Annotated in this window: 18 protein-coding genes and 1 pseudogene; 8 read left to right on the top strand and 11 right to left on the bottom strand. The window is 63.9% G+C overall.

Features of this window, described 5'->3' with window-relative positions; all coding sequences use genetic code 11:
* Positions 1-106 precede the first annotated feature (106 nt).
* The 5 genes from C7R54_RS28175 (at position 107) to C7R54_RS28195 (ending at position 5178) form a co-directional block, all read left to right on the top strand.
* Positions 107-820, top strand: a complete 714-nt coding sequence (locus C7R54_RS28175; protein ID WP_129154231.1) for an SDR family NAD(P)-dependent oxidoreductase — start codon at positions 107-109, stop codon at positions 818-820.
* Complete coding sequence (locus C7R54_RS28180; protein ID WP_129154232.1) at positions 820-1716, top strand: LysR family transcriptional regulator; 897 nt, start codon at positions 820-822, stop codon at positions 1714-1716. The genes C7R54_RS28175 and C7R54_RS28180 overlap by 1 nt, the downstream gene beginning before the upstream one ends.
* Before the next feature lie 142 nt (positions 1717-1858).
* Complete coding sequence (locus tag C7R54_RS28185; protein WP_129154233.1) at positions 1859-2872, top strand: succinylglutamate desuccinylase/aspartoacylase family protein; 1014 nt, start codon at positions 1859-1861, stop codon at positions 2870-2872.
* 21 nt (positions 2873-2893) lie between these two features.
* Complete coding sequence (locus C7R54_RS28190) at positions 2894-4189, top strand: MFS transporter (protein ID WP_129154234.1); 1296 nt, start codon at positions 2894-2896, stop codon at positions 4187-4189.
* 104 nt (positions 4190-4293) lie between these two features.
* Positions 4294-5178: an MBL fold metallo-hydrolase gene (locus tag C7R54_RS28195; protein ID WP_129154235.1), complete on the top strand. Its 885-nt coding sequence runs from the start codon at positions 4294-4296 to the stop codon at positions 5176-5178.
* Positions 5179-5214: 36 nt separating this feature from the next.
* Here the strand turns inward: C7R54_RS28195 and C7R54_RS28200 are convergent, their stop codons facing one another.
* Positions 5215-5994 (bottom strand): SDR family oxidoreductase, encoded by a 780-nt coding sequence (locus C7R54_RS28200; RefSeq protein WP_240039759.1) that lies wholly within the window; start codon positions 5992-5994, stop codon positions 5215-5217.
* Between the two features lie 116 nt (positions 5995-6110).
* Between C7R54_RS28200 and C7R54_RS28205 the strand changes: the two genes are divergently transcribed.
* On the top strand, positions 6111-7052 hold the full coding sequence (locus C7R54_RS28205; protein WP_129154236.1) for an AraC family transcriptional regulator: 942 nt from the start codon (positions 6111-6113) through the stop codon (positions 7050-7052).
* A 51-nt stretch (positions 7053-7103) separates the two neighbouring features.
* Here C7R54_RS28205 and C7R54_RS28210 read toward each other — a convergent pair whose 3' ends face one another.
* From C7R54_RS28210 to C7R54_RS28220, 3 genes are read right to left on the bottom strand one after another with little or no spacing between them, the layout of a single operon-like run.
* Complete coding sequence (locus C7R54_RS28210) at positions 7104-7844, bottom strand: SDR family oxidoreductase (RefSeq protein ID WP_129154237.1); 741 nt, start codon at positions 7842-7844, stop codon at positions 7104-7106.
* A 28-nt stretch (positions 7845-7872) separates the two neighbouring features.
* Entirely contained in the window at positions 7873-9303 is a 1431-nt protein-coding gene (locus C7R54_RS28215; protein ID WP_129154238.1) for an NAD-dependent succinate-semialdehyde dehydrogenase, read from the bottom strand.
* A gap of 29 nt (positions 9304-9332) precedes the next feature.
* Positions 9333-10622 (bottom strand): MFS transporter, encoded by a 1290-nt coding sequence (locus C7R54_RS28220; protein WP_129154239.1) that lies wholly within the window; start codon positions 10620-10622, stop codon positions 9333-9335.
* 193 nt (positions 10623-10815) lie between these two features.
* On the opposite strand from C7R54_RS28220, the gene C7R54_RS28225 reads away from it, so the two are divergent.
* Positions 10816-11442, top strand: a complete 627-nt coding sequence (locus C7R54_RS28225) for a helix-turn-helix domain-containing protein (RefSeq protein WP_129154240.1) — start codon at positions 10816-10818, stop codon at positions 11440-11442.
* Positions 11443-11499: 57 nt separating this feature from the next.
* Positions 11500-12393 carry an AraC family transcriptional regulator gene (locus C7R54_RS28230; RefSeq protein ID WP_129154241.1) on the top strand — a complete coding sequence of 298 codons (894 nt, stop codon included), beginning with the start codon at positions 11500-11502 and terminating at the stop codon, positions 12391-12393.
* On the opposite strand, the gene C7R54_RS28235 is transcribed toward C7R54_RS28230, so the two are convergent.
* The 7 genes and pseudogenes from C7R54_RS28235 to C7R54_RS28265 form a co-directional block, all read right to left on the bottom strand.
* Positions 12394-13149: an SDR family NAD(P)-dependent oxidoreductase gene (locus C7R54_RS28235; protein WP_129154242.1), complete on the bottom strand. Its 756-nt coding sequence runs from the start codon at positions 13147-13149 to the stop codon at positions 12394-12396.
* 141 nt (positions 13150-13290) lie between these two features.
* Positions 13291-14346 (bottom strand): NADH:flavin oxidoreductase, encoded by a 1056-nt coding sequence (locus C7R54_RS28240; RefSeq protein WP_129154243.1) that lies wholly within the window; start codon positions 14344-14346, stop codon positions 13291-13293.
* A complete protein-coding gene (locus C7R54_RS28245; protein ID WP_129154244.1) occupies positions 14336-15169 on the bottom strand; it encodes an IclR family transcriptional regulator domain-containing protein in 834 nt (277 codons plus the stop codon). Before C7R54_RS28245 ends, C7R54_RS28240 begins: the two co-directional genes overlap by 11 nt.
* Before the next feature lie 45 nt (positions 15170-15214).
* On the bottom strand, positions 15215-17311 hold the full coding sequence (locus C7R54_RS28250) for an acetate--CoA ligase family protein (protein ID WP_420809127.1): 2097 nt from the start codon (positions 17309-17311) through the stop codon (positions 15215-15217).
* A gap of 80 nt (positions 17312-17391) precedes the next feature.
* Positions 17392-18296, bottom strand: a pseudogene (locus tag C7R54_RS29520) (Bug family tripartite tricarboxylate transporter substrate binding protein).
* A 148-nt stretch (positions 18297-18444) separates the two neighbouring features.
* Complete coding sequence (locus C7R54_RS28260) at positions 18445-18846, bottom strand: RidA family protein (RefSeq protein ID WP_129154245.1); 402 nt, start codon at positions 18844-18846, stop codon at positions 18445-18447.
* 1 nt (position 18847) lies between these two features.
* A complete protein-coding gene (locus C7R54_RS28265; protein ID WP_129154246.1) occupies positions 18848-19327 on the bottom strand; it encodes a MaoC family dehydratase in 480 nt (159 codons plus the stop codon).
* Positions 19328-19332: the final 5 nt, after the last annotated feature.

The raw sequence follows: 19332 nt of genomic DNA on the forward strand, positions 1-19332 counted from the left end.
TGAGCCATGGCGTCTGGCGCAACCCATGATTGCAGGAAAGGCGTCTGGTGCAAACCTGCCGCAAAGCCCATAATCCATGGGGTCGATCAGCTTCAAGAAGAACGCCATGGTTAACGCCTCCGTCCATTCCCCCAGCATCCTTCTCATTGGCGCTTCGCGCGGGCTTGGTCACGCCATGGCCGTCGAGTTCGTAAAGAAGGGATGGCACGTGGTGGGTACCGTCCGTGCCGGTAGCGGCAAGACCTTGCTGCACGATCTGGCCGAGGCGCACCCGGACCAGGTCGAGATAGCGTTTCTTGACATCACCGAATCCGGACAAATCGCTGCCTTGCGCGAGCGCCTTCGCGACCGCATGTTCGATATCCTGTTCGTCAATGCGGGCACGACCAACCCCGACCCGAGCCAGACCATCGGCGAGGTTACGACGGAGGACTTCGTGGCGCTCATGATCACCAATGCGCTGAGTCCGATGCGGGTCATCGAGCGCCTGTCCGACCTGGTCGTGCCGGCCGGTCTGCTGGGCATCATGTCGTCGGGCCAGGGGAGCGTCGCCGACAACGAGTCCGGCCAGCGCGAGCTCTATCGTGGCAGCAAGGCCGCGCTGAACCAGTTCATGCGCAGCTTTGCCGCCCGCCAGGCGCAAACACCGCGGGCCATGCTGCTGATGGCTCCCGGCTGGGTGCGCACGGAACTGGGCGGCCCGGAGGGAAGATTGTCCATCGAGGAAAGCGTTCCGGGCGTCGTGGACGTGCTTCTACAAAAGCGGGGGCGACCCGGCCTCGAATACCTGGACTATCGCGGCCGGACGGTGCGCTGGTAATGGAACTGCGCCATCTCAGGTACTTCATTGCCGTCGCCGAGGCCCGCAGTTTCCGGGTGGCGGCCGAGCGTATCCATATCACCCAGCCCGCGATTACACGGCAGATACAAGACCTGGAAGCGGAAGTGGGTGTGGCGCTTTTTGAACGCAGTTCGGTCGGCGTTGCGCTGACGCCGGCGGGCGAGCACATCCTGAAGGATGCGCGGGCCGTGCTGCTCAAGCTGGAAGATTCGGTACGTTCGGCCCGCAATATCGGGGCGGGATTGGCGGGCAGCCTCAGGATCGGGTTCGTTGAAAACGTAAGCTGGGACGGCGTCGTTCCCGATGCATTTGCCCGATTCCAGGAGCAGGCGCCCGACCTCCAGCTCCAGCTGGTGCCGTCGAATTCGCCCGAACAGATACGACAGATCGTGGCCGATACGCTGGATGGGGGCTTCGTTTATTCATTCGACGATTTGCCGCCCGGGCTCAGCCTGTTGCCATTGCAACAACGGCATGCCGTGCTGGCGGTTCCCAAGCAGTGGATGTGGCCGGCTGACCGGCGCGTCAGCGCGAAGGAATTGCGCGACAAGCGCTTCGTTGGTTTTCCTCGTCACACGTATCCCGCCTACTACGATTACCTGCTTCGCAGTTGCCATCGCGCGGGGCTGGCCCTCAACATCGTCCAGGAAGTCACGACGGAAGCCGCGATTCTTTCCCTCGTATCGGCGGGCATAGGCGCCGCCATCGTCAATGCGAGCAACAGAAGCCGGCCCCCCGACAGAGTGGCTTTTTTCGAATTCGAAGACCTGAAGATCGGGATACCGCTGGGGTTCGTCTACGCGCAGGCGAATGGCAATCCTGCCTTGCATCGCTTTCTCGATCTCCTCGAGGTCTTGCGGCGCGAGATGGCGTAAGGCCAGGCACCGAGGGAAACCGGGAGTCGCCGGGCGATGCTTTTTAAGCATCGCGACCTAAAAAATCGGCATTGGCGCGTTCGATTGCGCTTCTCCATCATTGAGTTATCCAGAAGTACTCGAACGATGGAGACGAACACCAATGAGCACGCAGGCATCCCGCATTACCACGAATATCGACTTCGACCAGGAAGGTTTCCAGACGGGCACGTTGAGAGTGCCGCACTCCGTCGACCGTTCGGGCTATGGCCACATCCCCATTCCCATCGCCGTGCAGAAGGGCGGCGAGGGGCCGACCCTCCTGTTGACCGGCGGCAACCACGGCGACGAGTACGAGGGGCCGGTGGCACTGATGAAGCTGCTGCAACGGCTCCCCTCCTTGCCGGTCCAGGGACGAATAATCGTGGTGCCTGGACTGAATTTCCCCGCCTATCTTGCCGGCAAGCGAACCAGCCCCATCGATGGCGCGAACATGAACCGGGTATTCCCGGGCAAACGCGACGGGACGATTACCGAAATGATCGCCCACTACGTCGATACGGAGCTGTTTCCGCGCGCTGATTTCATCTTCGACATTCACTCGGGGGGCCAGTCGTTCGATCATCTGCCCACGCTGCTCGTCTATCCTCCCGAAGACCCAGCCAGGAGAAAGCAATACCTGGCAGTGGTCGAAGCCTTTGCCTCGCCGCACGCCATGATCATGGACCTGCTCGGCGAGGACCGGACCTACGGCGCCGCCGTCGAACGACAAGGCAAGTTCTTCCTGTGCGGCGAATTCGGCGGCTTCGGTACCTGCAACCCGAAGAACCTGCCCATCGTGGAAGCGGGGCTTGATCGCCTGCTTCACGCCCTGCGCATCACGTCATCGACCTACCTGGATTTGCCCGCGTCGGCCACGAGCTACATGCGGGTGAACGGACACCAGCACTATGTATTCACGTCCATCGCCGGTGTTTTCGAATCCGCGGTTTCCTTGGGCGATCGGGTGAAGAAGGGCGATATCGCGGCGCGCGTGTTCAATCCCCACGCGCCATGGAGCGAGCCGCTCGAACTGCGTTTCGCCGGCGAGGGCAGGGTGGTTTGCCTGCGATCCTTTGCCGGTGTCGAGCCCGGCGATTGCATAGCGGTTCTTGCGGACGACACCAGCGTTCGCTAAGGAAGGAGACGCATCGTGTCCATGACCGCTACGTTGATCGGCGAGCCGAAGCAGGACCCCCTACACCGGAAGATATCGCTACGCCTCTTGCCCTTCCTCACCCTGTGCTACATGTTCGCGTTCCTCGATCGCATCAATGTCGGGTTCGCGAAATTGGAGATGCAATCCAGCCTGGGGTTATCCGATGCCGCTTACGGCCTGGGCGCCGGCATTTTCTTCCTCGGCTATGTGCTGTTCGAGATTCCCAGCAATCTACGCCTGCCGAAGATCGGCGCGCGGCGGACGATGGTGCGCATCATGGTGCTGTGGGGACTGACCTCGGCGGCCATGATTTTCGTTCAAGGCCCGATCAGCTTTTATGTGTTGCGTTTTCTCCTGGGGGTGTTCGAAGCCGGCTTCGCGCCGGGAATGGTTCTGTATCTCACGTACTGGATTCCCGGCGCCCGCCTGGGCAAGACGATGGCCATCGTGATGGCGGCAGGCCCCCTCGGCGGCTTGCTTGGCGGTCCCGTATCGACCATCGCAATGACCTCGCTCGAAGGCGCGTATGGGCTGGCTGGTTGGCAATGGATGTTCATTGTTGAAGGGCTGCCTTGCGTCCTGTTCGGACTTTTCGCGTGGTTCTGGTTGACCGACAGGCCCGAGCAGGCGAATTGGCTGACCGGCGAGGAGAAAGCCATGTTGCGCGCGGCGATTCCCGGCGACTCCGGCCATGTGGAAACCCTGCGCGGACTGCTCAATGCCCTCGCGGACCGCCGGATACTGGGCCTGGGATTGAGTAATCTCTGTGTCATTTGCGGCATCTACGCCGTCAGCTTCTGGCTGCCATCCATTCTCAAGGCGGCGGGACTCAATGACACGCGTGCCATCGGATGGTGGTCGGCACTGCCATATATTGCCTCGCTGGCGGCGATGTACGGGCTGTCGGTCAGTTCGGACAGGATGGGCGAGCGGCGACGCCACTTCGCGTTGGCCAGTCTCATGGGCGCCGTGGGCCTGCTGGTCGCAAGTCGATACGCTTCCCTGTTCGAGATCGCATTGCCCGCGGTCACGATAGCCACGGCGGCGATGTGGGCGGCCTATACGGTCCTCTGGGCGATACCCGGCGAATATATGGGTACGGAGGTTGCTCCAGGCGGCATTGCAGTGGTGAACGTGCTCGGCGTCGTGGGCGGTTTTCTCAGCCCGGTATTGATGGGCCTGATCACGTCCGCAACCGGACGCGTGGAATCGGGACTGTTGCCGATGGTCGGGCTGATGCTGCTCGGTGCGGGCGTGATGCTGCTCAATCGTTTTCCTGGCAGGGGGAAGCAGTAGGGCTGCCCCGCCGGTCATGGCTTGGCGTAGACATGCGGCGCGGCGACATGACCGGCGGCAACATCAAGCCACGGAAATCCGAATCAGGATCATAGGAGCAGGACATGAAAAATTCCCCCTCTACCTACCGCGTTGGCGCGGCGACGATTACCCGTGTCGAAGAGACGGCATTCGCGCTCGCGCCCGAGGTGCTTTTCCCCGAGTGGGGTGAGGGAGCAGGGAGCGACTTGAAAGCGCATCTGTCTACTGCCAGCCTGGATCTCCGCAACCGCCAGGTGGCGTTGCACACCCACCTGTGGGTAGTCGAAGTGGGCGATTTGAAAATCGTCGTCGACACCGGCATAGGCAACGGCAAGGCCAGGCCGTTCGGCAAGCTTTTCGACCAGCTCGATAATCCTGTTCCGCAGCGGTTCGAGGCGGCGGGATTCCGGCGCGAGCAGATCGACTACGTGCTGCTGACGCACCTGCACGTGGACCACGTGGGGTGGAATACCTATTGGGAAAGCGGCCGGTGGACGCCTTTCTTTCCCAATGCGACGTATGTGTTTCCGCAGCGTGAGCGCAAATACTTCGCCACGCCGCAGGGCGAGGCGCGCCGCATGGTGTACGACGACAGCGTTGCGCCGATTATCGAGGCGCAACAGGCGCGCATGGTGCCGGATGGCGTATTGCAGTTCGCCGAAGGCATCCGTTTCTTTCCGACACCGGGGCACAGCGCAGGCCACATCGCGATAGAAATCACTTCCGAGGGGCAGACGGCGCTTTTCTCCGGCGATGTCATGCACAGTCCCGTGCAGGTTTATCGTCCGGAGTGGAGCTCGATGTTCTGTCTTGATCAGAGGCAGGCTCGCGCCTCCCGGAAATGGCTGCTCGACCATGCGGCCAGGACGGTGGCAACCGTCTTTCCCGCGCATTTCCCCGAGACTTCCGCGGGACGGATTCATGAAACCGGGAGCGGATACGCCTGGCGGTATGTCGAAAGCGAATGAGCGGTCTTCTCCCGGGCTGCCTGGCTCGCGCCTTTCCTAGATGAACATCCCGCCCGAGGCCTCGATGCGCTGGGCGTTGATCCAGCGGTTGTCCTCCGTCAACAGCGACGCGATCAACGGGCCGATATCGTCGGGCAGGCCGGCGCGGCCCAGGGCCGTATTGCTGGCGACAAAGCGGTTCAGGTCCGGATTGTCCCGTACGATGCCGCCGCTGAAATCCGTCTGGATGGCGCCGGGCGCGACCGTATTCGCGGCGATGCCGCGGGTGCCGAGTTCCTTGGCCAGGTAGCGGGTAAAGACTTCCACGGCGCCTTTCATCGCCGCATAGGGCGCACTGTTCGGAATCGTGATCCGCGTCAGGCCCGACGAGATATTCACGATGCGCCCGCCATCGCGCAGGACAGGCAGCAGTTTTTGCGTCAGGAAGAAAACGCCCTTGAAGTGGACGTTGTAGAGCGCATCCAGCTCTTCTTCGGTCGTGAACTCGATCGCGTTGTGATGCGAGGTGCCCGCGTTGTTGACAAGGAAATCGATCCTGTCGGCGTCCAGTTCGCGCAGGGCTGTCCGCAGCTTCCCCAGGAAGTCGTCGAAGGTGGAAACCTTGCCGGTATCCAGTTGCAGGGCGACGGCCCGGCCGCCTTCGGTGGCAACGGCGGCAAGCACTTTGTCGGCTTCCGCGCGGTTGGAATGGTAAGTGAAGATACTGCGGACGCCGCGCCTGGCCAGGCTCAGGACGGTGCTGCGCCCAAGGCCTCTGCTGCCTCCGGTCACCAGGGCGATTGCGTTGGTGGAGGCCGTATAAATCGTGTCAGCCAATTTTTACTCCGAGATAGGGTGCGGAACACGCAGATTAGAGGCGCAAGGCTGAAGCGCCTACGCTCAAACCATCCTATTTATTGCCTGATCCTGCTTTTTGCGTTAGCGTCCACGGAATGGATACCCCAACCAGCCACGCTACGCGCTTGACCGCACTGGTCGACGCGGTGAGCCGCTATGCCGCGCGGCAACAGGGAGCAAGCCCGTTCTACACGAGGGCGGACGGCTTGATCGTCTTGCGCTCCCTCCGCCATCGGCATCCGACCCAGCTGATACATAAACCCGCACTGTGCATCGTCGTCCAGGGCGCCAAATGGAGCGCTTTTGGCAGCCACAGGCTCGAATACCGGGCGGGCCAGGCCATGGTGGTCTCGCTCGAAATGCCCGGTTCCAGCCAGGTGATGGAAGGGAGCGAGGACATGCCGTATCTGAGCGTGGTGATACAACTGGACCAGGCTGCGATGCGCGAGGTCCTCGCGCAGATCGCCACACCGCCGGCGATGGACGTGGAATCCCCGGACAGCGCTTTCGTTATTCCGCTGGGCAGCGAACTCATCGACTGCGCATTGCGCGCGATACGCCTGCTGGACACGCCGGCCGCGGTCCCGGTGCTGTACCCGCTGCTGATGCGGGAAATCTGCTTTTGGCTGTTGAGCGGGCCTAATGGCGGGCGCATCGCGCGTATCATCGCCAGCGGCGAGCGGCACCACGGCATCGTCAAGGCGATGCACGTATTGCGTACAAGGTATGCAGATTCGTTTCGGATCGAGGAACTGGCGGCCATTGCAAGGCTTAGTCCGTCGGCGTTTCATCACAAATTCAAGGCCCTGACGTCCGTGACGCCCTTGCAGTACCAGAAGCAGATCCGCCTGCTCGAAGCCCGGCGCCTGATGGCCGCGGGCGAAGCCAATGCGCAGGCCGCGGCGATACGGGTGGGCTACGAAAGCGCTTCGCAGTTCAATCGGGAATATGCCCGGATGTTCGGCGCCCCGCCGAAGCGGGACATCCTGGAGTTCGGGCGGGTCAATCCGGCCGATCACGCTAGGCTGGCCAAGTAGCCTCTTGTGCGAGACCTTGCCCCCGGTTTGTGCTCCTTCACGATGACGCCGTCAGATCGAGCGTCCGCCGTCGACGGGCAGGTTGACGCCCGTCAGGAAGGCGGCCTCTTCGGAAGCGAGGAAAGCCACCGCCGAGGATACGTCGGCGGCCTTGGCCAGGCGACCCAGCGGCACGCTGGCGCGGAGCGGCGCGATATCGTCTTCGGTATCGCCGCCGGCCAGTGCTTCCAGCATGTCGGTTTCGGTCGCCACCGGACACACCGCGTTCACGCGTATCCCCCGCGGGGCCAGCTCCACCGCCAGCGCCTTCGTCATGACATTGGCCGCGCCCTTGCTGGTGCTATACCAGGTCAGCTTGGGCCGCGGGCGCAGGCCGATGACAGACCCCACGTTGATGATCGATGGCGCGGCGGATTTTTCCAGGATAGGTACGCCATAGCGAGCGAACAGATAGATGCTCCTGACGTTGACGGCCATGAGACGGTCAAATTCGGCTTCGTCCGTCTCCAGCAGGTCTCCCTTTCTCTGGGCGATCCCCGCGTTGTTGACGATCACGTCGATGCCGCCAAAATGGCGCACGCCGCAATCCAGGATGGATCGTACGTCGTCGGCGCGGGTGACGTCGCCGCGCTCGAAGCGCAGCGCGTCGCGGCGCAGCCACGGGTGGTCCGGCGGCAGGGCGTTGATGTCCATGGCCAGGACGCGGTGGCCATCGTCGAGCAGTCGATTCGTGATGGCGGCGCCGATGCCGCGCGCGGCGCCGGTGACGATAAAGGTTTTGTTGGCGGTCATGCCTGTCTCCTCGATGGTATGTGTAGCGTCAGTGCCGGGTGCTGACAAATCGGGTCTTTTGATAGGGCTCGAGAATCTCGATGCCGCCCTCGGTGCCGTAGCCGCTCTCCTTCCAGCCCCCCAGCGGTATTTCCGGAGGATGGGTGGGAACGTCGTTGATCCCGACCGTGCCGAACTGGAGCCGGTCCTTGAGGCGTTCGCGCCGCCGTACGTCATGCGAGAAGACATAGGCCGACAAGCCGAATTCAAGGCCGTTGGCCTGCCTCAGCATGTCTTCCTCGTCATCGAAGGGCAGGATGGGGGCTATCGGTCCGAACGGTTCTTCATGGAGGATGCGGGCGTCCGCCGGCACGGTATCGAGCACGGTCGGGGCGTAGAAGTAACCCCGGTCGCCCAGGCGCTTGCCGCCGGCCCGCACCACCGCGCCACGCGCCAAGGCGTCGTCGACCAGCGACGTAATCGCCTGCAGGCGCCGGTTGTTCAGCAGGGGGCCCATCTGGCTGCCGGTTTCGAGGCCGTTGCCGACCCGCCAGGCCAGCGCCTGTTCCGCGAACCGGGCCGTGAATCGCTCGGCGATATTCCTTTCGACGAAGAAGCGGGTCGGCGACAAGCAGATCTGACCGCCATTGGCGAACTTGGCGCGCGCCAGCAGGTCGGCCGCCTGCTCCGGATCGACATCGCCGCAGATAATGGTCGGGGCGTGCCCTCCCAGCTCCATGGTCACCGGCTTCATAAGGCTGCCTGCTTGCGCCGCCAATAGTTTGCCGACCGGAATGGAGCCGGTGAAGGTTATCTTGGACACAATGGGAGAAGCGATCAGATAGCGGGATATTTCGCTGGGAATACCGAATACGATCCCGATGGCCGCCTTGGGGACCCCCGCGTCCAGCAGGGCCTGGGCCAGGGCCAGGACCGACCCGGGCGTCTCTTCCGAAGGCTTGCAGATGATGGCGCATCCCGCGCCGAGCGCACCCGCGAACTTCTTCGCGGCCAGGGCCATCGGGAAATTCCACGGCGTGAAGGCGGCGACCACGCCGATAGGCAGTGTCTCGACCTCGGCGCGCTGGCCGGGATCGCGCCCCATCATGCTGCGGCCGCAGACGCGCCGGGCCTGTTCGCCTCCCCATTCGAGGAATTCGGCCGACCGGATGACTTCGGCGCGCGCCTCGGCGAGGGGTTTGCCTTGTTCCAGGGTGAGCGTGCGGGCGATCTGTTCGATATCGGCGCACAGGTTGGCTGCCGCCTGCTTGAGGATGGCGCCGCGTGTCCAGGGCGGGACCGCCCGCCATTCCTCCAGGCCGCGCCGGGCGGCCTCCAGCGCTTCGTCGAGGTCGGCCGGTGCGGCGTGGGCGACGTGGCCCAGGCTTTCTTCGGTGGCCGGGTTGATGACGTCCTCGCTGGCGCCGTCGGCGCCGGGCCGCAGCCGGCCGTCGATGAGCAAGGGAAAGGTCGGGGTCATGCAATTCTCCTGGTTTGAGGTGGGGTGCGTCATGCGGATTTGGCCGACAGCGTCGCCGGGACCGGTACCGCGCGCGGCGGCGCCTTGACGAAAATGAAGACCGCCAGCGCTCCGCTGAACGCCACCAGGCCGGTGACGACGAAGGCCGAGACGAAACTGCCGGTCCACTCGACCAGGTAGCCGGTGAGGGCAGGCCCGACGATGCCGGCGCAGTTGGCGATCATGTGTACGAATCCGGTCGTGGTGCCGACCCGCTTCTTGGGCGCGGTGTCGAACACGATGGCGTAGTACGTATTGGTGGACAGGTACATGGCGAACACGGCCAACGTGCTCAACGTGACGGCCGCGGCCAGCTCGGTCGCCAGGCACGCCAATCCCACCGAAAGCGCCGCCACCGTCATGCTCGACACCAGTACGACCTTGCGCGCATACAAGGCGCGGCCGGTGCGGCGGTACAGGTAGTCGGTCAGGAAGCCGCCGCCAGCCAGGCCCACGAAGCCCACGATCCAGGGAATCACGTTCAGCAGGGACATCTTCTGCAAGCTGAGGTGGTAGGTCGAAGACAGGTACGTCGGAAACCAGGAGAGAAAGAAGTACAGCACGTAGGAAAAGCCGAAGAAGGCCAGCGCGGTGGCAAGGATGGCCGGCGTGAACAGCGTGCTGGCCTGCGGCCCGTCGTGCGCGTCGGTGGCCGCGACCGTGTCTTCCGTTTGCTCGATATGGGCCAGTTCCCGCGCGGAGACGCGCTTGTGCTGGCTGGGCTGGTCGGTCGCCAGCCAGAGCCAGCATGCCACCCACAGCAGGCCGATGCAGGCGATCACGACGAAGGAAACCCGCCAGTCATAGAGGGTGGCGAGGCCGCCAACCACCGGGCCCGCCAAGGCGGCGCCCAGCGGTTGCCCCGCGTTGGCGAGCCCGACGCCGGACGCTTGCTCGCGTCTGGGGAACCAGTTGCTGACCACCTTGCTGGCGGTGGAGCAGAACGGGCCTTCGCCCATGCCGAAGAACAGTCGGATGACCAGCAGGACGGGCAGGGAGATTGCCGCCGCGGTCAGGCCGCAGAATATCGACCAGGCCAGCATGGCCGAGGTCATGACCCGATAGGCGCCGAACTTGTCCGACGCCCACCCGCCGACGAAGCAAAAAGCAGCATAGCCCAGGAAAAAAGCGCTGAACGCCAGGCCGAGCTGGCTGGCGGATAGCGACAGGTCCTTGGCGATCAAGGGGGCGGCGATGGCGAATGCGGCGCGATCCAGATAGCTGACCGCGCCTCCCAGGAACAGCATGAAAACCACCAGCCAACGAATGCCTCTTGCCATGTTTGTCTCCTTTTTCAGGTGTGCAGCTTCGGCGTTCGAGAGAGGACGGACGACCGGCTGCATCGATGTCGGTGAGAATTTGATCTTCTATAGAAGATGTATCGGTGGAACAATATCTCCTTTAGAAGAATAACGTCAAGAAAATAATCTTCGATAGGAGATATAATTCGTGCCTATCCCCTAGGAACAGGAAATGCCAAGGACTGATCCGATAGACCCCAACAAGCAGGAAGACGGCAGCGAGACCGACAATGTCAGCCAGATCTTTGGCGAGCGCGTGCGTCTTTTGCGCGAGCACGCCCGTTTGACGCTGGAAGAGCTGGCCCAGCGATCAGGCGTCAGCAGGGCCATGCTGTCGAAGGTGGAGCGTGGCGAGAAAAGCCCGACCATCGGCGTCGCCAGTTCGATCGCCAAGGCGCTGGGTACTTCGCTGACCTATCTCACCAACGGCGAAGAGGCGCATCGCGCCGTGGCGGTGGTTCGCCGCGACGAGCGTCATGTCTTCCGCGACAGCGAAAGCGGTTTCGAGCGGCACCTGCTTTCGCCCGCCATCGCCGGCATCGCGACCGAGGTGCTATATCACTTGCTCAAGCCCGGGACGTCGACGGGAACCTTGCCGGCCTATCCGGCCGGCACGGAGAAACAGGTGGTCGTGGTCAGCGGCACGCTGACGGTCTCGATGAAAAGCGGCGATACCTTGCTGCGAGCAGGGGATGCCATGTACTTCGAGGCCGACGTCGACCACGCTTTCGTCAACCGGGGCAAGACGCAATGCGAGTACTACCTGATCGTGTCGCGTTCCCCACGCCCCAACGGATGAGGCCTGGGCTATGCGCCGACGTGCTCCCGACGATGCTCCTGTCCCCGATGTTGCGCCATGAACGATGACCTGCGGCATGCTGTCCTTCGCTACGCGCGGCTGCATGCCGACGGGAGCGGTATTGCCGCCACCCCGATAGACGGGATCACGGCCATCTGCGCCAACCGGCCCACGGCACTGGTGTATGCCGTACAGCGTCCGTTGGCCTGCCTGGTGCTGCAAGGAAGCAAGCATGTCACCATGGGCCAGCAGTCGTTCACGTTCGGGGCGGGCAGTTCCCTGCTCATGATGGCGAATGTCCCGACCGGCAGCCAGATCCTCGCGGCGTCCGAGGCCGAGCCGTACTGCTCCCTGGTCGTGGACCTGGACGTGTCCATGATCGCCGATCTGTCCACGGAAATGAGCGCCCTGCAGGAGTCGGCCCCGTTTCCCGTACAGATCGACCAGACCGATGCCGAGGTCGCCGACAGCGCGCTCCGGTTGGTGCGCCTGCTTGAACGGCCGGCCGCGCTGCCCTTGCTGAAGAACGCCTTGCTGCGCGAATTCCATTATTGGCTGCTCGCCGGCCGCCATGGCGCGGCCATACGCCGCATAGGGGCGCCCAACGGCCATGCGCAGAAAGTGGCGCGTGCCATTGCGATGCTTCGTGCCCATTATGCGTCGCGCCTGCCGATCGTAAGGCTGGCGGAGGCCGCCGGGATGAGCCCCCATACCTTCCACCAGTCCTTCCGGTCGGTCACGTCGATGACGCCACTGCAATTCCAGAAGCAGCTGCGCCTGATCGAAGCGCGCCGCCTGATGCTGGCGGAGGGCGCCAGCTCCAGCGTCGCGGCGTTTGCCGTCGGCTACGAAAGCGTGCCCCAGTTCACCCGCGAATACGGGCGCATGTTCGGGCTGCCGCCCTCGCGTGACGTCGCCGCCGCGCGCGATCGGATGCGGCTGGTTGCGTGATCAGATCACCTGGCCGCCGGAGACTTCGATGCGTTGGCCATTGATCCAGCGGTTGTCTTCGGTGAGCAGGCTGGCGATCATGGGACCGATATCATCGGGCACGCCCACGCGGCCCAGGGCGGTCATCTCCGCGAAAATCCGGTTCAGGTCCGGCATATCGCGCACGGCGCCGCCCAGGAAGTCGGTTTCGATGGCGCCGGGCGCTACCGTATTGACGGCGATGCCGCGGCGTCCCAATTCCTTGGCCAGGTAGACGCTGAGGACTTCCACCGCGCCCTTGGCCGCGGAATACGCGCTGAAGCCGGGATAGGAAACGCGCGTCAATCCGCTGGAGACGTTGACGATACGTCCGCCATCCGCCAGCAAGGGCAGTAGTGCCTGCGTCAGGAAAAACACGCCCTTAACATGCACGTTCATCAGTTTGTCGAACTGCGCTTCGGTTGTTTCCTCGAACGGCGCCATGTCGCCATGGCCGGCGTTGTTGATGAGATGGTCGAAACTGTCACGCTGCCACTTCTCACGCAGCGCGGCGCGCAAGCGCTCCGCCAGCAGGGGGAAGCCGCGAACGTCGCCCACGTCCAGCTGCAAGGCAATGGCCTGGCGGCCCATGGCCGTGATTTCGGCGACTACGGACTGGGCCAGCTCTTCGCGGCTTTGATAAGTGATGATGACGTCGCTGCCGCGGCGGGCGATATTCAAGGCGATATTGCGGCCGAGGCCACGGCTGGCGCCGGTAACGATGGCGATTTTATTCATGGAACGCTCCTGGTTGGCAGTCGCCAGTATGGGACGGAGCGCGCCGGCCCGATTGCCGGATTCCTGTGAGCTTTTTGCCTGATCCTGTGGCGCCTGGACTGGACGGAGCAAGGTAGCGCAGGGGCCTATGACAGCAGGGGCCTATGACAGCAAGGGCTGGCGCTCCATGCCGGGCGTGTATTCGCGTATCGGTTGGCCAGCCTGGGATCGCGCGATCCAGTCGGGGTTGGCCAGGAAGGGGCGGGCCAGGGCAACCATGGCGATGCCGGGCCATGCCAGCGCGCGTTCACATTCGGCCAGGCTCGATAGGCCGCCTCCGGCGATCAATGGGCCGGGCGCACTTCTCGCGGCCGTCTGGGCCAGCGTTTCGCCCCAGGGCTCGGGCCGTAGCGTACGCCGCGTGCTGACGTGCAGGATGTCCGCCCCAGCCTGGCGCAGCGTCCGGAAAATCGCCTCCATTTCCGCGAGTTCCGCACGAGGACGGTAGGCGTATTCGTCCATCGCGTACATCGAATAATTGAAGGCGATGGGTAGCCCCGGCGCGGCTTCCCGGACCGACTCCAGCAGCCTGCCCGCAAGCCGCGAGCGGTTCTCGATGCTGCCTCCCCATGCGTCGCCGCGGTCGTTTCCGTCGTTCAGGAATTCGTGTATGAGATAGCCTCGCGCGCCGTGCAGTTCGATACCGTCGAAGCCGGCCGCCAGTGCGCGCCGCGCCGCCGCCGCGAATCCCGCGATGATTTCCTCGATCTGTTCTTCCGTTGCGGCGGTAGGCGTGGGATTCGCGGCCCCCGTCTGCCAGGTCGTCCCTGTCGCGGCTCTTCCTGTGGCGCCCAGGACCAGGCGGTTCAACCCAGGCTCCGCGAGACGGCCCGCATGCTGCAACTGCGCGAAGATTTTCGAGCCCTCCGCGTGCACGGCGGCGGTCACCGGACGCCAACCCTCGATGTGTCGATCGGTGGCGAGTCCCGGCTGGTTGAAATAGGCGCGGCTGGCGATGTCGTCGGTATACAGGGCTTCCGTAATGATCAGCCCGACGCCATGCCGTGCATAACGTGCGTAATAGGGCGCGGTATCAGGGGATGGCAGGCCATCGTCCTGCCCCTGCATTCTCGACATGGGCGCGACAGCGAGCCGATTCCGAAGGGACAGGCCGCCGAGCAATGCCGGCGCCGACGATAGGTAGGAATTATTTTGCATTCTTGGCCCAAGTGGCCGTGTCGGCGAGCTTGCGCACGACACGGGGCGTCTTGTCTACGGAAAGGGCATTGCTCAGTTGCGCGGCGGCCCGCCTGAGCGGCTCCAGGTACTGCGCCAGCCAATCCGATTCACTGGGACTGGCATTCATCCGGCTCAGGTTCAACGCGGCGATCAGGCGGCCTTGTTGAAAGATCGGTACGGACAGGCCGCAGGTCCCTTCCTCCACCTCTCCGGAAGTCCAGGCGTAGCCTTGCCGCCGTACGTCGCCCACGATGCGGCGAAGTTCCGCTGGATTCGTATTGGTATAGCGCGTAAGCGGCTGGAAATCCGCGTGGCGGAGGTAGTCGTCCAACTGTTCCGGCGTGAAGCCGGAGAGCAGCACGCGCCCGGCCGAGTGACAGTACAGCGGTATGCGGGAGCCGATCGACACGTCCTGCACCAATGTCCGGTGCACGGGGATGCGCACGACATAGACGAGCTGATGCCCGTCCAGCGCAGCGATGCTGCACGTTTCCCCTAAATCGGCCACCAGCCCTTCCAGGACCGGTTCCGCGAAGCGCCAGAGCGGCATGGACGAAAGATAGGCATAGCCCAGCGCCAGGACACGGGGCGTCAGGGCAAAGTGCCGGTCGCCAAAGCGCGAGGCAAAGCCGAGTTCCACCAGGGTCAACAGGACCCGCCTGGCTGTCGCCCGGGTCAAGCCGGTCCGGGACGCCGCTTCCGATAGCGTCAGCGCCCGGGCTTCGTTGTTGAAGGCCTGTATTACCGCGAGACCCTTGGCGAGCCCATTGATGAAGTAGTCTTCGGATTTGCTTTCATCCATGATCGGCCCCTGGCGACGCGGCGTCAGGCTTGGCGCCCGCGTATTTCATGTTTCCCCGGCTGGAACATTGTCCGCATTGATGTTGATCTCGACAAGCGCGTCTGCCGCGGCCAGGCCTCCGTGGGCCAGCGCCATCAGGGGGTTGATATCCACCGACATGACCCTTCCGCCCTGTGCCTGCACCCAGGCGCCGACCTGGACGGCGAGCTTGGCCAGCGCTTCGACGGGTAGCGGGGGATCGCCGCGGGTTTCCTTGTACAGCGGTGCAATCCGCAGCTCCCGCAGGCGGTCCAGTGTGTGGGCGAGATCGAACGGCTGTACCAGCGTGACGGCATCAGGCATGGCCTCGATGTACTTGCCGCCGTCGCCTATCAGCAGGACGCTGCCGAATTTCTCATCCCAGCGTGCGCCTATCACGAGTTCGCGCCGGCCTCGGACCATGGACGCCACGATGATGCCTTCGCACGATTTCCCCAACGTCTGGGTTGTGGCGCGCATCTCCGCCCCGATGGCGCAAGCCTCCTCGATATCGCCGATGCCCAGTCGGACGAGGCCGTATTCCGATTTGTGGGGAATTTCGGCCGAACACGCCTTGACCGCCACGGGCAGGTCCAGGGTGCGCATGGCCTGGCGTATATCGTCCTCGTTCTTGCACAGGCGCCACGGGGCGGTGGGCACGCCGGCGCTCTCCAGCAATTCCAGGCTGTCGGCTTCGGACAGGAAACGCGTGGCGGGAAGGGGGCCTTTTCGCGGATGGTGCGGTCTGGCGATGCCGCGCCACAGCCGCCCGGCTTCATGTTGCAGGGTGCGGATCCGTGCCAACTGGCCGAGCGCCGCCATGGCGTCCTCGTCGTGTTCGAACGCAACGAGGCCAGCTTCATCGAAGATTCGCCGCGTCTGTTCCAACGGACAGGCCAGGACAACGGGGATGCCGGTGGCTTCCTGGAATCTTGCGCTGTCTTGCGCGAACTGCCGCGCGTCGTAGCCCAGTCCGGACATCGGAAGGCTGATGAAAAGCGCGTCGCAGCAGCTTGCGTCCAGCTTCGGCAATACGTCGCCGAACAGGTGATTGTTGGTCAGGAGCGCGGCGGTAAGATCGACAGGATTCTGCGCACTGGCGAAAGAAGGCAGGCTGCCCGCGATCGCGGCCTGCACCGCCGGGGGGAAAGGCGGCACCTCCAGCCCATGGCGCTCCGCGGCATCGGCGCCCATGACGCACGCCGCGCCCGAGTTGCTCAGGATGACCAGCCGGCGTCCGTTTATCCGGGGGGCGCGCAGCAGCAGGCGGGCGCCTTGCACCAGGCTGCGCATGTCGGCGACACGCAGGATGCCGTTTTGCCGGAACCACGCATCGAGGACCTTGTCTTCGGTAGCCACCGCACCCGTATGCGTCAGGGCCGCCGCCTTGCCCCGGTCCGACACGCCTGCCTTCAGCGCGAGCATGGGTATGCCACGTTCCATCGCGCACTGGGCAGCCTGCGCCAGTGTCGCTGGATCCAGCAGGTCTTCAAGGTACAGCAGGATCAGCTTGACCTCGGGGTCGCGGGCGGCGGCGAGCGCGAAGTCAGAAACGGTAAGGTCTGCCTCGTTGCCCGTGGCAAAGGAGTAGCGGACTCCGATGCCCTGGTTGCGAAGCAGGGCGTAGGGGACCATGCTCATCGCGCCGCTCTGGCTGACGATAGCCACGGGGCCGTCCCGTGGGGGAACTTCCCCCAGCAGGGTGGCAAAGGTCGCCAGGGCGTTACTGTCGAAACTGGCCAGGCCCTGGCTGTTCGGGCCGACTAGGCGCATTCCCGCGTCCTTGGCGACGCTTACCATTTCCTGCTGCGTAGCCAGGCCCGCGGGTCCCGTTTCACCGAAACCCGACGAGATGACGATGCACAGCTTGACCCCCATGCGCGCACAAGCCGCGACCGCCTCCAGCGCGGCCAGTCCGGGCACGCAGACGACCGCGAGGTCCGGGGTCGAAGGCAGGGCATCCAGGCTGGGCCAGGCCCTGATGCCCTGGACTTCCCGGCGACCGGGGTTGATGGGATAGATCACGCCGCGATATTGATGTCGCAGCATGTACTTGATCGGCCGACCGCCGATCTTCTCCGGGTTGTCGGAGGCGCCGATAATCGCGATGGAACGCGGCTTCAAGGCGGCTGCTATCCAATCTTCGCCCGCCTGTGCGGCCATTATTTGATGCGTTTCGGCTTGCATGGACTTGGAGTTCCTGTTCAGTCTGCGGTCGCGCCGGATACTTCGACGACTTTTTTCCATTTGGGCGACTCGCTTGCGATGAAGGCGGCGAAGTCGGCGACGGTATTGGGTTCGTAGGACACACCCTGGGCCTGGAGCATTTCCCTGGTTTTCGGGTCCGCCATGACCTCGGCCATGGTTTCGTTCAACTTGCGCGTGATGTCGGCGGGTGTCGCCGGCGGCGCCGCGACGCCGAACCAGGCCGTGGCCTCGAAGCCCGGCACCCCCGCCTCCGCGACGGTGGGGACATCCGGAAGCAAGGGGGAACGCTTGTCCGTCGAAACGGCAAGCGCGCGCAGCTTGCCTGATTTCACTTGCGGCAGGGCGGTGGGAAGGTTGTCGAACATCAGCTGGACCTGGCCGCCGAGCTGTCGGTCAGGGCCGCGGTACTGCCCTTGTACGGCACGTGCTGGGCCTGGATGCCTGCGTCCTGCTTGAAGAGCTCGGACATCAGGTGCCCGCTGGTTCCCGTTCCCATGGACGCGAAATTGAGTTTGCCGGGATGCGCCTTGGCGTACTCGATCAGTTCCTTTTCCGTATTCACGGGCAGGGTGGGACTGGCCAGCAGGACGTTGGGAACCTTGCCCGCGAGCATGACGGGCGTGAGTCGCGAGGGATCGTAGGGCAGGTCACGATAGAGCCACTTGTTGATGGCGAATACGCCGGAGGACGCGAGAAGCAGTGTGTAGCCGTCCGGCGCCGCATTGGCGACATAGGCAGCGCCCAGGTTTCCGCCCGCGCCAGGACGATTGCTGACGATGACCGATTGGCCCAGCAGCGGCGACATGCCGGCCGCAAGGGCGCGGGCGAGAATGTCGTTGGTTCCGCCGGCGCCATAGGGGACGACGATGGTTATCGGCCTGCTGGGATAGGTGTCCGCCATGACCGACGCGGACGCAAATATCGATAGTGCTGCAACAAGAGCTTTCCACACGATTTAACCCCTTGAATTTTGGAATGATGATGCGTTTGCGGGCCTGCCCCTTGAGGTGATCTAGACGCCATGTACCGCCGGGATGCTCCAGTCCCGTTCAGCTTTTTCTTCCTACATAGGCCACCGCCCGGATCTCTATCAGGGCGCCCGGCCGTACCAGGGCGGAGACCATGACCCCGGTGGCCGCGGGAAAGGGGCCGTCCCCGAAGACCTCGCGACGCACGGCGGCGGTTTTTTCGTAGCCATCGAATGTCGTGACGTAGTCGGTCGTTTCGACCACGGCGCCAAGGTCCGTGCCGGCCACCTCGAGTATTTTCGCGATCTTCCCGTAGATGACGCGGGCCTGCGCGGCAATGTCGCCTTCGCCGACGATCTTTCGGTCGTCGCCCACGGCGGTATTGCCGGAGACGAAGATATAGTCCCCGGCCCGCACGGCGGGCGAGAATGTGGACTTGTTGTGATGGCCTGGCGGCACTATCGGTTCTATGCTTGGATGCATGTCAGGTACCCAGACGGTTCTTTAGCAGGAAGGTGAGCGAAATGACGCATGCCGGGCTACCGCTGCGAGTCGGCGTGGGCGCCAGGACGGCGACCTCGACATCGAAGGAGACCAGCGAATGATCAGCGTCGCGCGGCTGGATGGATGCAACGCGGTAATCCAGTCGCAGGCGGTCGCCGGCGATGACAGGCCGCAGGAACTGGGCGCTAGTCCCGGTCATCGCCACCATGCAGTCATGCAGGCGCTCGGATAGCGTGGTCGCGCCCAGCGCACTGATGCCCAGCAGCAGGAGTCCATGGGCGACAGGCCCACGGAATCCCTTGTCCCGCGCGTAGACGGGGTCGTAGTGGATGGGATGCCGATCTCCGGTAAGCGTCGAGAACTGCATGAACTCGGCCGTATCGAGCGTCAGTTCGCGCCGGGCGACGTGCGCGCCGACCGCGAGGTCGTGTGCCGCAAGCTGGGTGGAGGTGCTGGGCATGATGA

Origin of the sequence: Achromobacter aloeverae (assembly GCF_004121055.1) — a bacterium.
In the GTDB taxonomy this organism is placed as follows: Bacteria; Pseudomonadota; Gammaproteobacteria; order Burkholderiales; family Burkholderiaceae_B; genus Bordetella_C; species Bordetella_C aloeverae.

Bases quoted from the DNA above. Each gene is read 5' to 3' on its own strand.
- C7R54_RS28175 (WP_129154231.1), top strand. From the start codon at position 107: ATGGTTAACGCCTCCGTCCATTCCCCCAGCATCCTTCTCATTGGCGCT.
- C7R54_RS28180 (WP_129154232.1), top strand. From the start codon at position 820: ATGGAACTGCGCCATCTCAGGTACTTCATTGCCGTCGCCGAGGCCCGC.
- C7R54_RS28185 (WP_129154233.1), top strand. From the start codon at position 1,859: ATGAGCACGCAGGCATCCCGCATTACCACGAATATCGACTTCGACCAG.
- C7R54_RS28190 (WP_129154234.1), top strand. From the start codon at position 2,894: ATGACCGCTACGTTGATCGGCGAGCCGAAGCAGGACCCCCTACACCGG.
- C7R54_RS28195 (WP_129154235.1), top strand. From the start codon at position 4,294: ATGAAAAATTCCCCCTCTACCTACCGCGTTGGCGCGGCGACGATTACC.
- C7R54_RS28205 (WP_129154236.1), top strand. From the start codon at position 6,111: ATGGATACCCCAACCAGCCACGCTACGCGCTTGACCGCACTGGTCGAC.
- C7R54_RS28210 (WP_129154237.1), bottom strand. From the start codon at position 7,844: ATGACCGCCAACAAAACCTTTATCGTCACCGGCGCCGCGCGCGGCATC.
- C7R54_RS28215 (WP_129154238.1), bottom strand. From the start codon at position 9,303: ATGACCCCGACCTTTCCCTTGCTCATCGACGGCCGGCTGCGGCCCGGC.
- C7R54_RS28220 (WP_129154239.1), bottom strand. From the start codon at position 10,622: ATGGCAAGAGGCATTCGTTGGCTGGTGGTTTTCATGCTGTTCCTGGGA.
- C7R54_RS28225 (WP_129154240.1), top strand. From the start codon at position 10,816: ATGCCAAGGACTGATCCGATAGACCCCAACAAGCAGGAAGACGGCAGC.
- C7R54_RS28230 (WP_129154241.1), top strand. From the start codon at position 11,500: ATGAACGATGACCTGCGGCATGCTGTCCTTCGCTACGCGCGGCTGCAT.
- C7R54_RS28235 (WP_129154242.1), bottom strand. From the start codon at position 13,149: ATGAATAAAATCGCCATCGTTACCGGCGCCAGCCGTGGCCTCGGCCGC.
- C7R54_RS28240 (WP_129154243.1), bottom strand. From the start codon at position 14,346: ATGCAAAATAATTCCTACCTATCGTCGGCGCCGGCATTGCTCGGCGGC.
- C7R54_RS28245 (WP_129154244.1), bottom strand. From the start codon at position 15,169: ATGGATGAAAGCAAATCCGAAGACTACTTCATCAATGGGCTCGCCAAG.
- C7R54_RS28260 (WP_129154245.1), bottom strand. From the start codon at position 18,846: ATGCATCCAAGCATAGAACCGATAGTGCCGCCAGGCCATCACAACAAG.
- C7R54_RS28265 (WP_129154246.1), bottom strand. From the start codon at position 19,327: ATGCCCAGCACCTCCACCCAGCTTGCGGCACACGACCTCGCGGTCGGC.